The organism is Gloeocapsopsis sp. IPPAS B-1203 (genome assembly GCF_002749975.1).
GTDB lineage: Bacteria > Cyanobacteriota > Cyanobacteriia > Cyanobacteriales > Chroococcidiopsidaceae > Gloeocapsopsis.
The window spans coordinates 679,668-694,356 of record NZ_PEIG01000001.1; the positions used below are offsets into that span (position 1 = coordinate 679,668).

At 40.0% G+C, this 14,689-nt stretch carries 15 protein-coding genes; 8 read left to right on the top strand and 7 right to left on the bottom strand.

The window, feature by feature from the left end:
• Positions 1-81 precede the first annotated feature (81 nt).
• Positions 82-906 (top strand): PD-(D/E)XK nuclease family protein, encoded by an 825-nt coding sequence (locus CSQ79_RS03035; RefSeq protein ID WP_099699699.1) that lies wholly within the window; start codon positions 82-84, stop codon positions 904-906.
• Here the strand turns inward: CSQ79_RS03035 and rsmI are convergent.
• A complete protein-coding gene (rsmI, locus tag CSQ79_RS03040) occupies positions 903-1,775 on the bottom strand; it encodes a 16S rRNA (cytidine(1402)-2'-O)-methyltransferase (protein WP_099699700.1) in 873 nt (290 codons plus the stop codon). The two genes, CSQ79_RS03035 and rsmI, sit on opposite strands and share 4 nt — an antisense overlap.
• Positions 1,776-2,202: 427 nt before the next feature.
• On the opposite strand from rsmI, the gene CSQ79_RS03045 reads away from it, so the two are divergent.
• From CSQ79_RS03045 to CSQ79_RS03065, 5 genes are all read left to right on the top strand, one after another.
• Entirely contained in the window at positions 2,203-2,940 is a 738-nt protein-coding gene (locus CSQ79_RS03045) for an S-layer homology domain-containing protein (protein ID WP_099699701.1), read from the top strand.
• 78 nt (positions 2,941-3,018) lie between these two features.
• Positions 3,019-3,882 (top strand): sugar kinase, encoded by an 864-nt coding sequence (locus CSQ79_RS03050; protein ID WP_099699702.1) that lies wholly within the window; start codon positions 3,019-3,021, stop codon positions 3,880-3,882.
• A gap of 136 nt (positions 3,883-4,018) precedes the next feature.
• Positions 4,019-4,594, top strand: a complete 576-nt coding sequence (locus CSQ79_RS03055) for a Uma2 family endonuclease (protein ID WP_099699703.1) — start codon at positions 4,019-4,021, stop codon at positions 4,592-4,594.
• 78 nt (positions 4,595-4,672) lie between these two features.
• Positions 4,673-5,530 (top strand): 3'(2'),5'-bisphosphate nucleotidase CysQ family protein, encoded by an 858-nt coding sequence (locus tag CSQ79_RS03060; RefSeq protein WP_099699704.1) that lies wholly within the window; start codon positions 4,673-4,675, stop codon positions 5,528-5,530.
• Positions 5,531-5,694: 164 nt separating this feature from the next.
• A complete protein-coding gene (locus CSQ79_RS03065; RefSeq protein ID WP_099699705.1) occupies positions 5,695-6,489 on the top strand; it encodes a Uma2 family endonuclease in 795 nt (264 codons plus the stop codon).
• Positions 6,490-6,603: 114 nt separating this feature from the next.
• On the opposite strand, the gene CSQ79_RS03070 is transcribed toward CSQ79_RS03065, so the two are convergent.
• The 5 genes from CSQ79_RS03070 to CSQ79_RS03090 form a co-directional block, all read right to left on the bottom strand.
• Positions 6,604-7,491 (bottom strand): hypothetical protein, encoded by an 888-nt coding sequence (locus tag CSQ79_RS03070; RefSeq protein WP_099699706.1) that lies wholly within the window; start codon positions 7,489-7,491, stop codon positions 6,604-6,606.
• A gap of 43 nt (positions 7,492-7,534) precedes the next feature.
• Positions 7,535-8,047: a hypothetical protein gene (locus CSQ79_RS03075; RefSeq protein WP_099699707.1), complete on the bottom strand. Its 513-nt coding sequence runs from the start codon at positions 8,045-8,047 to the stop codon at positions 7,535-7,537.
• Between the two features lie 124 nt (positions 8,048-8,171).
• Positions 8,172-8,843 carry a class I SAM-dependent methyltransferase gene (locus CSQ79_RS03080; RefSeq protein WP_099699708.1) on the bottom strand — a complete coding sequence of 224 codons (672 nt, stop codon included), beginning with the start codon at positions 8,841-8,843 and terminating at the stop codon, positions 8,172-8,174.
• A 168-nt stretch (positions 8,844-9,011) separates the two neighbouring features.
• Positions 9,012-9,479, bottom strand: a complete 468-nt coding sequence (locus CSQ79_RS27015) for a DoxX family protein (protein WP_143755415.1) — start codon at positions 9,477-9,479, stop codon at positions 9,012-9,014.
• Between the two features lie 397 nt (positions 9,480-9,876).
• Entirely contained in the window at positions 9,877-10,230 is a 354-nt protein-coding gene (locus tag CSQ79_RS03090) for a 4a-hydroxytetrahydrobiopterin dehydratase (protein ID WP_099699709.1), read from the bottom strand.
• A 192-nt stretch (positions 10,231-10,422) separates the two neighbouring features.
• Here CSQ79_RS03090 and CSQ79_RS03095 point away from each other — a divergent pair, with 192 nt between their 5' ends.
• The gene (locus CSQ79_RS03095; protein ID WP_099699710.1) at positions 10,423-12,321 is read left to right on the top strand and encodes a S9 family peptidase; all 1,899 of its coding nucleotides are present in this window, start codon (positions 10,423-10,425) and stop codon (positions 12,319-12,321) included.
• 68 nt (positions 12,322-12,389) lie between these two features.
• A complete protein-coding gene (locus tag CSQ79_RS03100; protein ID WP_099699711.1) occupies positions 12,390-12,953 on the top strand; it encodes a Uma2 family endonuclease in 564 nt (187 codons plus the stop codon).
• A 62-nt stretch (positions 12,954-13,015) separates the two neighbouring features.
• Here CSQ79_RS03100 and CSQ79_RS03105 read toward each other — a convergent pair whose 3' ends face one another.
• Complete coding sequence (locus tag CSQ79_RS03105; RefSeq protein ID WP_099699712.1) at positions 13,016-14,638, bottom strand: hypothetical protein; 1,623 nt, start codon at positions 14,636-14,638, stop codon at positions 13,016-13,018.
• Positions 14,639-14,689 lie beyond the last annotated feature (51 nt).

The window sequence follows — 14,689 nt, forward strand, 5'->3', positions numbered from 1 at the left end:
CATCATTAATAGTACAAGAAGCTTATTGTTTCTCACGTGTCACAGTAACTTTTGTCGCTTCCCCTACTGAACCGCCAGACAATGCTAAACTCTGGGCGACCCTTTGCCAGCTACCACCTTTGGTCTTTGTTTGCCCCAGCTACAGGGCAAGAAAGATGGCATTGTCAAATGAAACGAGGGTTTATTAAAGCGCGGCAAAAAGAACCGTTAATCAAATCACTATCAGCTAAAGTTAGTCCACCACAACGAATTGGTTTACTTGCGCAAAAGGGCGTTTACGAATTTCATCATCATCGTCAATGGTTAACTCAGCCTGATGGTGTGGAACAAGTTGCCCAACTGCTGAAGTTAAGTAAATCAAGTATTGAGATTCAGCAGCGCGTTATTCAAATTCTGAAAAACTACCATCATCGTCCTGTTTTGCTAGGAAAACACATTATTCAACTTACAAGTGGTGATGAAGGATTTCCTCAACCAATTGTCATTCACCAAAAAAACTATCAATTTCGGCTGTACGCCACGATGGATTGTGTATTTGTAGAAACTGATAAAATTTTGCACATTCTCGATTTTAAAACTGGCAGATCGGCTTTTGACGAGCGACAGGCACTTGTCTATTTACTTGCAGCCCGCTATCTGTATCCTGACTATCAAGCCGTTGCTTCATTCTACAACTTGGAGCGGTGTAAAAAGTCTGAGCTAATTAGTGTGACTTCTAGTCAACTTGACGCTGTAGAAGATCAGTTAGCTCAAGTGGCAATCCAACATCAGCAAGATATGCACCATTATCAACAAAATCCACATAACTTTAGCAAGATTTTTCCACCAAATCCTGGCAATCACTGCCGTTATTGCCCATTTAGTCCTGTTTGCGAATTTTCTGGCGTTAAACAAGATAAATCTTAATCGCTGCAATCTGTTGAAGAAGATAAATTGGGTAGCGCTAAAGCTATTTGGTAAATTTGACTGCGCGAAAGCGATATTTCTTTCGCTAACTGACGACTCGCTTGCGATCGCGAGATTCCTTGCGCCATGATTTTTTGTAACTCTGCTTTAATTTCTGCTTTGGTTAAATGGATTTGACTTGGTAATACTCCAGCAACAACAAGCGTATATTCCCCTTGTGGTTCGCGTTGGTTGTAGTGTGCGATCGCATCCGCAATGTTACCGCGCCAAAATTCTTCATGCAGTTTAGTTAACTCGCGGGCTAAGACGATTTGCCGATCTTGTCCAAACACGTTGGCGAAGTCTTGCAGCGTTTGTCGCAATCGATGCGGCGATTCATAAAAAATCATTGTCCGAGATTCTATTTCTAAAGCTTCTTGGCGCTGTTGGCGTTCTTTTCCTTTCGCAGGTAAAAAACCTTCAAAAACAAAGCGATCTGTCGGTAATCCTGCCGCACACAACGCAGTAACGACTGCACTCGCACCAGGAATTGGTACAACGGGGATACTTGCTGCAATACATGCTTTAACAAGTTCGTAGCCAGGATCGGAAATTCCAGGCATTCCCGCATCTGTCACTAGGGCGATCGCTTTTCCTTCACTCAATTTCTGCACTAATTCAGGAATGCGACTGTTACGATTGTGTTCGTGGTAACTTAACTGCGGTGTCGCAATTTGAAAATGTTGTAGCAACTTTCCTGTGTGTCTTGTATCTTCTGCTGCAATTAAGTCCACTGATTGCAAGATCCGTACTGCACGGAAGGTCATATCTTCTAGATTACCAATAGGTGTTCCTACCAGATAAAGTGTTCCGGTTTCTGCCGCCTGCATCGTATTGTTGGGGTTAAGGATAATACCGCTAGAGTAATCTGACTTGTTTGTATATAGTGAATCTACCTATTTTATCAAACTATAATAGTAGTCCAAGTATATTTATTCAGTAAAATCTCGCTAGCAGAATCATAATCATTAATCATAAGCTCACGGTCATTGTATTACTTTTACTTTAATTAATCATCTCTTGATATAATTGACTTTTTATATAAAATTTGGGTAAATTAATAGAGATTTTATCTAAAGTTGATCTTATTAAGTTAAATATGCATGATAACATTTAAGCTCATTGGATGTTGATAGATTTAAATTTATATAACGTGCTGAACTATATTAACTGTTTATAAAAAAATATCCAAATAGAAGGAACTCTCTTATTTATATATTAATCAACAATTATATATTTCAGGGGTAAAAGTATTCAATGTTGAATTTTAAAGGTCGCTCTTTTCCTAACTTATTAGTTGGGCTAGGAGTAATAACTAGCGTATTCACACTATCATTACAAAAACCTGCCGCAGCTCAGTATCCTAACCAGTATCCATTGTTTTACGATCTCCAGGGAAATTGGGCAAATTCTTGTATCGTAAAGTTAGCCAATCAAGGAATTATTAACGGTTATCCAGATGGTAGCTTTCGCCCGATGATGTATATCAATCGTGCAGAATTTGCAGCAATAGTAGGCAAAGCTTTTCCTCAAATTCCTCGAACACGTAGGCGAGTAGAATTTAGAGATGTTCATGTATATGACTGGGCACATAATCATGTTGCAGAAGCGTATCAAAGAAACTTTTTATCTGGCTATCCAGGAAGAGTATTTAAACCAAACCAAAGAATTACTCGCTCTCAAGTCTTAGTTGCTTTAGCAAGTGGATTAAACTATGTTCCTAGTAGAAATGTTACATCAACATTAAAAACAAATTTTGCTGATGCTAATAAAATTCCTCAGTACGCCCAGAACAAAATAGCAGCAGCAACAGAAAGAAGTATTGTAGTTAATTACCCAGATATTAGGTTTCTACATCCTAACAAGCAAGCAACACGAGCAGAAGTAGCAGCGTTTTTGTGCCAAGCTTTGGCGAGTCCTAATGAGGCGTCTGTAGTTCCTCAGCAATATATCGTAAATAATCCGATTCCACTAACGGCTCAATCTCCCTACTAAACTACAGACACAAAGCTTAATCTTTTGTGTAGACTTCCCAACCTATCCTACGGAAGTCTACGCCTATGTGGTTCAAAAATGAGTCAGAAAACCAAACTAGGACTATTTATTGGTTTAGTTACTATAGATTTCATCTACTTAGCAAAATGTGTTCCCCATAGTAATCAAAAAATAGTTGCAACTGACTATACTGTAGCTGCTGGTGGTCCTGCGACAAATGCTGCAATTACATTTAGTTATTGGGATCGAGCAAAACTACTTGGTGAAGTCGGTTCGCATCCACTACAAAATTTGATTGTGGCAGATTTAGAGACTTATCAAGTTATAGTTCAAGACTTAAATCCTACCAAACTAGAACCACCGCCAGTATCCTCAATTATTGTTACAGAAGCGACCGGAGAACGGGCAGTTGTTTCGATTAACGCGGTAAAAACTCAAGTTACTGGCGATCGCCTTCCTGCAGATATTTTACAAGGAGTAGATATTGTCTTAGTTGATGGACATCAGATGTTAGTTGGAAGTGCGATCGCTCAACAAGCTAAAGAGAAACATATCCCTGTTGTCATCGATGGTGGAAGTTGGAAACCTGGATTTGAGAAAGTCTTACCCTTTGTCGATTATGCCGTGTGTTCGGCAAATTTCTATCCCCCAGGCTGCAACAATACAACAGAAGTATTTGCTTATCTTACTGATATTGGTATTCCTTACATTGCCATCACTCAGGGAGAAAACCCAATTCAATACCAAATAGACGGTCAGCAAGATAGTATAGAAGTTCCTAAAGTAAAAGCTGTTGATACTTTAGGGGCTGGTGATATTTTCCACGGTGCTTTTTGTCATTACATTCTGCAAGCTAACTTTCCTGAAGCCTTAGCTGCTGCTGCGCGTGTTGCTGCTTCTTCTTGCGAATTTTTTGGTACACGACGCTGGATGCAACAATAAAGATACCTTTCGACTGAAGTAGTCCACAAAGGTGGATTTTATTGATCTAGCAGTAAATTTATTTGCCAAGCTGATAAATAATCAATGTGTTTAAGTCATAATCATGGTAAGCAGCACCTTAATAGGCAGCTTAACTATGACACTTGCTACACAGTATCCTACTAAAGATATTACTGATACATCCTCAGAAGTCAGTGTTCCAATTAATTCATTAGAAGACTTCATAACTCATCCTGTAGATGATGCAGAATGGGTAGATGGGCAGGTAGTAGAAAAGATAGGAATGACAGTTAAACACGGTGTGATTCAAGGTAGACTCAGTCGCTTTTGGGGAAATCATGCTTTTAATGGACAAGGTGGAGAACCTTGTACGGAAGCACCGTGTCGCACTACTAAACAAGTACGCCGTCCCGATGTAGCTTATATTACTCCTGAATTATTCGCTCAATTTGGTCAACCTGCGACTTTTCCGCAAAGTTTTCCCTTAATTGCTGAAATTGCATCTCCGACAGATTTTGCGGAAGAGTTATTTGCCAAAGCTAGAGAATATCTAGAATCAGGTTGTGCAGAGGTATGGTTAGTATTTCCTGATGCAAGGTGGATATTTATTCTGACTCAAAATCAGCACTTGTGGCTTACAGCCGATGAAGTCGTTAGTACTCAAGTTGTGTTGACAGGTTTTAGTATTAGTGTGCAGGAACTCTTAGCTTAGCCAATTAATTGATTGAGATATCCAACGAAACGAAGGCAATGGGCTAAAATCTAGGGGTTCATCGACGCTGGTGGCATAATGAAGGAGCTAGAGGAAATTTTAGCGGTCGCGCGTTCCGTAGGTTGGGGAGCATCGTATTTGTTACGCTCTTATTACCAAGCTGACATTAACGAAGGTAATCTGGAAATTAAAGAGAAAAAAGATGGTCCTGTGACCTCAGCAGATCTTGCAGTAAACCACTATATCTTAGATAAACTCAAGAGCAATTTGGGAGATGACGATTTTGCTTACATGAGTGAAGAAACTTATAAGTCGCAATCCCCTGAGTATTTTAATAAACCTTGGGTTTGGATTATCGATCCATTAGATGGAACGCGAGATTTTATTGATAAAACTGGCGAATATGCAATTCACATTGCTTTAGTCAAAGATCAGCGTCCCGTGCTTGCCATTGTTGCGTGCCCAGAGTTAGAAAAACTATACTATGCAATGCTTGGTGGTGGTAGCTTTGCTGAAACTCGTAATGGTGGAGTTACGCCGATTAAAGTTTCAGATCGCAACCAAGCGGAAGATTTAACCTTAGTTGTTAGCCGTACACACCGCGATCAACGCTTCAATCAACTGTTAGAACACCTTCCTTGCAAGAAACAAAAATTTGTCGGTAGTGTAGGCTGCAAAATTGCCACAATTATTGAACAAGAAGCAGATGTCTATATTTCGCTTTCTGGTAAATCTGCACCGAAAGATTGGGATATGGCTGCACCAGAATTAATTTTAACCGAAGCTGGCGGACAGTTTACGCACTTTGATGGTAGTCCTTTGCAATACAACACTGGAGATATTAATCAGTGGGGTGGTTTAATGGCAAGTAATGGTCATTGTCACACTCAACTTTGTCAAGAAGCCGAAAGGATTTTAGTTCAAATAGACGGTTAACAAGTCACGCGGATCATATTGTTGCAGTTGAGTGCATGACTCATCCCACCAAATGATCCGTTGTATTAGGCGATCGCTAAATGCGGGATGATTGAGCAAAAAACTTTGCTCATTTTCCAGTAGTATATAAGTACCAATACTGGGTAGATACCTCTGAAACAGCCATGTCAGAAATTACCCTTCAAGAATTAGGTGTGGCATTGCCCCCCACTCAAGACGAATTGCCTTGCAACGACGGTATTCCGATGGAAACCCAACGGCATAAAGTGCAAATGAATTTACTCATCAATAGCTTATTGCCTTGGCTTGACAAGCGATCGGATGGATACGCAAGTGGCAATATGTTTGTCTACTTTAGTTTGGCGCAAGTACGCAATCAAGACTTTAGAGGACCAGACTTTTTTGCAGTGTTAGGAGTCCCTAAAAAAGAACGCAAAAGTTGGGTAGTGTGGGAAGAAGGAAAAGCACCAGATGTTGTTATTGAATTACTTTCTGACAGTACTGCACAAGCAGATAAAAATGAAAAGAAGTTAATTTATCAAAATCAACTACGCGTACCCGAATATTTTTGGTTTGATCCATTTAATTCTGATGACTGGGCAGGATTCTACTTACAGCACGGAGTTTATCAACCCATAATGCCCAATGCTCAAAATCAATTAGTTAGTCACTCTCTCAGTTTAGCACTGCAACGCTGGCAAGGTACTTATGAGGGTGTGGAAGCAACTTGGTTACGCTGGGCAACTTTAGACGGAGAATTCTTACCAACTTTTGAAGAACAAGAACGTCAACGCGCTGAACAAGAATATCAACGCGCTGAACAAGAACGTCAACGCGCTGAACAAGCACAGTCCTTATTGCAACAGACAGTTCGGAATCTATTACAAGAAGGCATGACAGTAGAACAAGTAGCTAGATTAACAGGTTTATCACAAATACAAGTAGAAGAATTTAGATGAATAAGATTGGTAATTGGTAACTGGTAATTGGTACAACAACTCTATCACCCATGACCCTTTACCTATTACCCAATCTCAACAGGTATACTTAACTAATTAGGCTTACCTACAATTTTAAATTTCGGCTACAGCGCGTTCAATTAAGCGACGTGCCAATGTTTGTGTACCTGTGTGTTCGTAGTAGTTTGTTGCTACATCAATAAATGCTGCAAGGTAATCAAGTTTATCGTCAGCAACTTCAATCGCTTGTTGGAGATTACTAACGACTTTTTGTGGTGTGAGATTTCGTGAAGAAACAAGCCCACTCATCCAACCTTTAACTGAGTCAAAGCTTTCTCCAATGAAAAGTAGTTTATTTAGAGAAGTTACGCCTGGAATTGCATCACTTATACGTTGAAAAGTTGCGTTTTTTTCTAACTCTTTAGGATTTGTGTCATTGAGAACTGATTGTGCTTTGAGGATGAAATCTGGTCCTAAGGGAATCAAACCATCAACACAAACTAAAGCAACCATCCGCATTAATGATTCTCCACTGTAGTCGGCTAAAGAGGCAACAAAATCACCAATACTATCTCCAGGAATACCGTTAATGTAGCAAAATGCAACTAATTCCGCGACTAATTTGAGACTTAAATCGATGGTTTGTGCTTTGTCGGCTTTGGGAGTCAGGCGATTCAAGAAACCTAGCAGCGGAACACGTTCGCCGATTTTATTTGCCAATGCGGCTGAACCTAGGGCAACATCGGTACTATCAACTGTTTGATACAACCACATGGCGCGTTGATAGCCTTGCGAGCGATCGTTGTAGAGATAAATCGCGCGTTCGCCAATTTGTTGAATTAGAGATTCGTCAGTTTCTCCTGTAACAACACGAATTGTGCTTTCAAATCCTGTCACATTTTGCCACTGACCAGGAATCACAAAATCGAGCGATCGCAGCATCGAGACAGTTAAATTATTAGTTGGTAGATTATCAACCAACTTTTGGATTGGTTTACTCACGTCAAGCTCCTGTATTCAAAATTTATCTCAGTCTGGGATACAATCACTGCAATTTTGCAAGACCTTGGTAATCGAATTGTTTTAACAAAGCTTCGCGATCGCCGGCAGTAAACGACGCATCGCGCGATAACACTTTCACTTGATAGCGATCGGCAACTAGCACTGCTGTTTGTGTATTCCCAATCTCCAATGCGGGATAGCCTGCAATTTGCTTTGTCGCATTTTTAAATTTTGCCGCAGCAGTTGGAAGGCTGCGCGTATCAGAAATCGCCATTAATGCTAAATCCTTACCGTCTTTTTTCAACTTAGCTTCAGCAAAACCTTTTTTCTCCTGCGTGTAAACTCGTTCATAACCGCGACTAGCCGCAGGAAAAAACTGATTGAAACTACCACCTTGAGTTGCATCTTTAGCAACCGCTTGACCACTTTTTTGTTGGCTACTAATTGCTTGCACTTCGTCGAAACGCGAGGGGGCTTGAGTCTGACAAGCTGTCACAAACAATAACATTGAGAGTAAAAAAGCCGCCAAAACCCTACGTGCATTTGGAAAAAACATTCATGTCTCCTTGAGATTAGTAATGAGGGGTGAGGAGTGAGGAGCGTTAGCGCAGCGGGACGAAGTCCGGAGCGAGTGAAAGAGTAACTAGTAGCTAGTGATTAGTTAAGGTAAACTTGTTATCTTATTTTCCCGCCAATCCCCCTATTTTTGCTTCTTCACGGTAAGCAATTACAGCATAAAAGGGATCTCCTCCACCCGCACCTAACCATTGCAAGATTGATGCTTTGGATTGACGTACAATCACTTCGGGAGGCGTAAATCCAGGTACTGACTCAAAGTAGTGTTTAACTAACTCAACTCGGCTCGCTTCTGAACTTTCGCGCCATGCTTCAATTGCTTTTTGAAAAAACATTCGGTTGGAAAAGCTAACGATCGCAACTCCACCAGGTTTAAGAATACGATGAATTTCAGAAAACACGGCTTCGGGATATTGTAGGTACTGCACCGATACAGTATTGAGTACCGCATCAAAATCTTGGTCTTTGAGTGGAAACTTAGGATTTTCGTTGAGGTTTTGCACAAAATAATGATTCAATTGCGGATTTCGTGCCAATTCCTCTTCATTGAGTCCGTGTCCTTCAACATGAGAAAATTCTATCTCTTTAGGTAGATGCGAAACCCAACTACTCATCATGTCAAAAATACGGGTATTGGGCTTGAGGCGGAGGCGATACAAATCTGTCAGCTGTTGAATAAAGCCATCGTCAACATGAGTCACAAAGCGAGGATAAGCATAAAACTGTTGATCGTCGGAACCGTCTAATTTTTGTCTTTGGTTAGGTCGCAGTACCATATTGTTTAGTTAACATAGTCCCTTCTCAGTTTAGAAAAAATTACAGAGTGTAAAGCTGCTAGAAGAAAATATAGACGAAGCCCAATTTTTTTTACCCTGCAAAGCGACACGTCATCTCCTGTTTTGTAAAAACAGGACTCAGTGTGGTTGAGCAAGATTTTAATCGCGTCAAGCAATGCCTTTACTGGATTGCTGCACTGCCACAATCCAAGTCCACCCAATCAAAAAGACTTGCAGAGGTACGCGAAATAGCAAGTAAATCGGTCCATTGACATTACCACCAAAATTCACTGAATTTAAGGCAGCATAAATATTAGATGGAAAGACGCAGATTAAAAACGCTATCACCAATATTCCTGTCAGTCGAGAGTACTGAGGGATCAGTAAGCCAACTGCAAAAAGTAATTCAATAATTCCTGTTACGTGGATGATGAAATACCGCAGAGGAATAAACTCAGGTAGCATTTGCACCATACCATCGTCGAGTAAGAAGTGGCTGATTCCAGTAAACAGAAACATGGCAGCTAAAGCAGTTCTGCCACAAAGGCGATAGCCAATTGACTGTTTGTGGAAGAAGACAAATCTAACTAAAATAGCAAAGGCAAAAGTAGCTAACAAAATAACTAAGGTAGCCACGGTTTTTTCCCTCCTGCTTAAGTGTCAGCAGAAAATAACGAAATTAAACAGCAATCTAATTATTTGCGTGCTGAATGATATCCTGAGCCATAAAAGCTTTCTCTACATCGCCTCTAATTTCTTAAGAAAATTAATTCAATATAGCTTACTTTATGCAATTAAGTTTATATTCAATTTATTTCATACAGTAATATAGTATCATCTCTAGCTCAATAGTGAGCCTATCGGTATCATTGCTAGTTAACATCGCCCTTAGATTAATTCGTAATCAATCCTCATTGATCAAATAATGACGACGTGGACAAAATTTGTACTTACACCAAATAAGCCCACCTGTGTGGGCAGAGTGACAAGTTTTTGGTGTATCACTAAACTTGTATTCTGAGGTCAATCTGAACTAATTATGCGATGAACCAGTAGCAATTTTGTCTGTTTTTGCTGCCATAATGAAATCATTGCGGTGCAATCCAGAGATTGCATGAGTCCACCAACTAACTTTGACTTTGCCCCACTCTGTCAGTAATGCAGGGTGATGTCCTTCGTCTTCTGCTGCTGCGCCAACGCGGTTAGTAAAATCGAGTGCAGCTTGAAAATTGGGAAACTTGTAAGTACGTTCTAAACGCGCTTCCCCGTCTACCTCTACAATATTCCAGTCGGAAATTTGTGGTTTGAGTTCGGCAATTTCTGCTTCTGTAACGCGGGGTGCATCTTTATGACACGCAGTACACTTTTGTTTTACTAAAGCTTCCATAATTCCCTCTTGCTGTAAATAAACTGACTGATGTAAGTAGGTAAAAATAAATGTAGCGTAAAGGCTGGTAATTGGTCATTGGTAATCGGTAATTGGTCGTCGCCAAGACGTTCTATCAACATTTACCCATTACCTGTTACCCGTTACCAGATCCTTACTTAAATAGTTTGATGCCGTATTTCTAAATTAACAATGCAAACTGTAACAGAAGCTCAATTATCCAAGCTACCACCGCTGATTCCGCGTGAAATTCTTTTTGGCAATCCTGAACGCGCCCGCCCACAGTTATCTCCTGATGGGAAATATTTAGCATATATTGCACCTGATGAGAAGAACGTTTTACAAGTATGGTTGCGTACAGTAGGACAAGAAGACGATCGCAAACTTACCGACGATAAAAAGCGCGGTATCCGTGTCTATTTTTGGACGTATGAAGGCGAACAGTTAATTTATCTTCAAGATACTGATGGTGATGAAAATTGGCATTTGTATTCAGTAAATATTAAAACTCAGATTGTCCGCGATTTAACGCCGTTTCAAGGAATTCAAGCGCAACCAGTAGGACTTGATCCGCACTTTCCCAATGAAATACTTGTAGGGTTAAACTTAGAAGATCTGCGCAAGCATGATGTCTATCGAGTTAACTTGAAAAATGGTGCAGTCGAATTTGATACCGAAAATCCAGGGAATATTGTCGGCTGGTTGGCGGATGCACAGTTTAAAATTAAAGCAGCGATCGCAACTACCCCAGATGGTGGTTCAGATCTTTTGTATAGAGAAACCTTAGATCAGGAATGGCAGTTATTACGCCACTGGGGACCAAATGATGAAGGTTATCCCGCACTTTTCTCTAATGATGGTCAAACACTCTATATCATTGCTAGTCACGAAGCAAACACTCAGCGACTCATTGCTTTAAATTTAGCGACTCGTGAAGAAACGGTCATTGCCGAAGATCCTCAGTATGACGTTGATGGCGTGCTTGTGCAACCGCTTTCGCGGCGAATTCAAGCTGTTTCTTTTTATAAAGATAAAGAAGAGTGGCAAATTCTCGATCAAAGTATTGCGCCGGATTTTGCAGCAATCTCGCAGGTACATCATGGAGAATTTGGAATTGGTAGCCGCGACTTAGCAGATAAAACTTGGTTAGTGTCTTACCTCACTGATGATGGTCCTGTTTATTACTACACTTACGATCGCGAGTCAAAAAATAGCACTTTACTCTTCAGCAACCAACCGAAACTTGAAGGATTGCAACTAGCATCGATGCAGCCTGTTTCTTATACTGCACGTGATGGGTTAACAATTTATGGCTACTTAACAACACCTGTCGGAATTGAAGCAAAGAACTTACCAACAGTACTATTAGTTCACGGTGGACCTTGGGCGCGGGATACTTGGGGTTACGATCCTGAAGTGCAATGGCTGGCAAATCGCGGCTATGCAGTGTTGCAAGTCAATTTCCGTGGTTCGACAGGTTATGGTAAAAATTTCCTCAACGCGGGTAATCGCGAATGGGGTGCAAAAATGCACGATGACTTGATTGATGCGGTAAATTGGTTAGTCGAACAAGGAATTTCCCATCCACAAAAGATTGCCATCATGGGTGGTTCTTATGGTGGTTATGCAACTTTAGTTGGGTTAACGTTTACTCCTGATGTATTTGCTGCGGGTGTGGATATTGTTGGTCCTAGTAACTTGATTACGATGATGGAGAGTATTCCTCCATATTGGGAACCATTAAGAGCAATGGAAGCGCATCGTATTGGTAATTTAGAAACAGAACAAGAGTTTTTAAAGTCGCGATCGCCTTTATTTTACGCTGACCGCATCGAAAAACCGTTACTCATTGCCCAAGGCGCGAACGATCCGCGCGTTAAACAAGCTGAAAGCGATCAAATTGTAGAAGCTGTCAAAAAAGCAGGTAAGCCTGTAGAATATGCACTGTATACCGATGAAGGACACGGCTTTGCGCGTCCTGAAAACCGCTTGCACTTCTATGCTGTAGCGGAGGAGTTTTTAGCAAAGTACCTCGGTGGAAGGTTTGAAGCGATGGGAGATATCTCTGGTCATTCTGGCGTGATTCAATAGTTTTAGGGTGGGCTTTTTGCCCACCTTGAGAATTAGATTGAGATAGAGAATCATTGAGTAAGGAACTTATGATTACTAATGAATACTATCTTTCACCGGAAGAATATCTAGAAGCAGAGAAAACCAGCCAAATCAAACACGAATATATTGATGGACAAGTTTATGCAATGGCAGGGGCAAGTGATGCTCATGTCACTGTAACAGGAAACCTCTTTGTTTTGTTACGCAACCATCTCCGAGGTGGTGGGTGTCGTGTCTACATGGCAGAGATGAAAGCACAGATCGAAGCTATCAATCGCTACTACTATCCTGATGTTATGGTAACTTGCGATCTCCGAGACAAAGAAACTGACTATTTTAAGTCATACCCTTGCTTAATTGTAGAAGTACTTTCTGAAAGTACTGAGGCATTTGACCGAGGTAAAAAATTTAATGACTACCGCCATTTAGAGTCACTTCAAGAATATGTGTTAATTTCTCAAGACACGATGAATGTAGAGTGTTTTCGTCGTAACGAAAAAGGGCGTTGGGAACTTTACCCTTATGAACAAGGACAAGAAATACATTTAGCCAGCGTTAATTTTCACTGTCCTATCGCAGCAATTTATGAAGATGTGAGTATACAATTGTGATTACTTCTTACTTTTTTGATTGATTGACAGTATTTAGTTTTTGTTGGTTTATAACTCACTTACTAGACTACTTTCTGGCGCGAAACACCTACATAATTATTCAGAAATCGAATTAATTTGTACGCAGTTTGATTAAAGAAATGCTCGGTTAATGTATCTTCTCCACCCCATATAGGAATTTTTTCACCGAGTTGCGTAAAAGTATCATACACAATAAATTGTGCTATTTTTCCACGTTTACCTGCTGTTGAATAGACAAGTTGACAAGGATAAGCAACAGTACCAACAAAAGGAATTAACCCGACTAGAAAAGCAATCCAGGGTATTTCTTTACCTGTCGTTAAGGCTTGAATACATTTGTAACCTGTATAAACTGATCTAAATATTGGTCCATCAGCTACAAATAAAAATCCGAAGCTTATTTCGTCGATTACGCCGATAGCATAAAGCAAGGGAAAAACAAGAAATTCAAGCGATTGAATAATTATCTTCAATGCAACATGAATACTAAAGTCAACTAAATAACCACTACCATGTTCTTGATCTAAACGCGATCGCAAAAAATTAGCTTCTTCTGAAATTAGTTGAGTTCGATCTTCCCATGCTTTAATGCGATCGCCTATTAAATCTTTTGTAAACTGTAAGCGATAACGTTGTGAAGCTAGGATTTTCCAAACTCGTGCGAAGAAAGTTCGGTACTTAACTTTTTTTAGCCTATTGATTATTTTAACAGGCAGCTTGATAAGCAAGCGTAAGATTTTCTGCCAAGCTCTGATTAATTCTCGTGAGTACCATTGAAGAATATGATCAGAATACCATTCGGCTTGTTGTGAGTTAATTTTACCTTTCTTGAGTTGATACTGAATACTCCGCTCAACTCGCTTGAGAGATTTCCATCTGCTTTGATATTGATCTAAAGATTGAACATTTGTTGCGATCGCATCCTTTTTATCTTGACCTAACTTTTCTATTATTTCTGTATTATGTTTTTTTAGGTATCTTTTTAAAGTTTCGACATCAACATCATCAAATAAAGGTTGTCCATGCTTAATTGACATGGGGATATAATATGAAAAAAGCTTTAAAATATTTAAAGGTGCAAGTGCAGGAACACCTGATTCGAGATCAATCCAAGCATAGTAATAATTAAATTTGCCATTTGAATCATTATGTTCTACTTCTGTTAGTAAGAAGTTATTCAACGCAACTGGGTTTCCCTTTCCTGCTTGCCAAACTAAACCATCGAACCCTGCTTCAATTAATTTATTTTGCAGAGGTAGCATAACTTGATGGACTAAATCAGGTAATTCTCGTTTTCGCAGTCGAGTAAACGGCTGACATAGTGAAACGCCTCTACCATCAACAAATTCAGTATCGATTTGATAAGCTTGATGTTCTTGATTCCAATCAGTTGCGATCGCATCAGCAACATGCAGTTGTGAACCAAACCAATACTGCACTAAATCACCTAAAATCTTTCTACGGTAGTAAGCACATTGAATGATATCTTCATTCCAAATATAAGGGTTAGGTGCTCCTAAAAAGATATAGTGAACTAACTTAGTTAACTTGTCACCTGCAAATATTTTTCTAGCAATACTTTCGTCTTGATTCTCAATTAGGAAGACTTGTCCAGATCTACCTGCACCGAGAAACTTCTGGTTTGTCGTTTGTGCATCTACCATGCAAAGAATCTCTCTATAGGCATATACCCTGTAAGCAATCTAAAAGTGCGA

Bases quoted from the DNA above. Each gene is read 5' to 3' on its own strand.
- CSQ79_RS03035 (WP_099699699.1), top strand. From the start codon at position 82: ATGCTAAACTCTGGGCGACCCTTTGCCAGCTACCACCTTTGGTCTTTG.
- rsmI (WP_099699700.1), bottom strand. From the start codon at position 1,775: ATGCAGGCGGCAGAAACCGGAACACTTTATCTGGTAGGAACACCTATT.
- CSQ79_RS03045 (WP_099699701.1), top strand. From the start codon at position 2,203: ATGTTGAATTTTAAAGGTCGCTCTTTTCCTAACTTATTAGTTGGGCTA.
- CSQ79_RS03090 (WP_099699709.1), bottom strand. From the start codon at position 10,230: ATGGAAGCTTTAGTAAAACAAAAGTGTACTGCGTGTCATAAAGATGCA.
- CSQ79_RS03065 (WP_099699705.1), top strand. From the start codon at position 5,695: ATGTCAGAAATTACCCTTCAAGAATTAGGTGTGGCATTGCCCCCCACT.
- CSQ79_RS03095 (WP_099699710.1), top strand. From the start codon at position 10,423: ATGCAAACTGTAACAGAAGCTCAATTATCCAAGCTACCACCGCTGATT.
- CSQ79_RS03050 (WP_099699702.1), top strand. From the start codon at position 3,019: ATGAGTCAGAAAACCAAACTAGGACTATTTATTGGTTTAGTTACTATA.
- CSQ79_RS03060 (WP_099699704.1), top strand. From the start codon at position 4,673: ATGAAGGAGCTAGAGGAAATTTTAGCGGTCGCGCGTTCCGTAGGTTGG.
- CSQ79_RS03075 (WP_099699707.1), bottom strand. From the start codon at position 8,047: ATGTTTTTTCCAAATGCACGTAGGGTTTTGGCGGCTTTTTTACTCTCA.
- CSQ79_RS03055 (WP_099699703.1), top strand. From the start codon at position 4,019: ATGACACTTGCTACACAGTATCCTACTAAAGATATTACTGATACATCC.
- CSQ79_RS03080 (WP_099699708.1), bottom strand. From the start codon at position 8,843: ATGGTACTGCGACCTAACCAAAGACAAAAATTAGACGGTTCCGACGAT.
- CSQ79_RS03100 (WP_099699711.1), top strand. From the start codon at position 12,390: ATGATTACTAATGAATACTATCTTTCACCGGAAGAATATCTAGAAGCA.
- CSQ79_RS03105 (WP_099699712.1), bottom strand. From the start codon at position 14,638: ATGGTAGATGCACAAACGACAAACCAGAAGTTTCTCGGTGCAGGTAGA.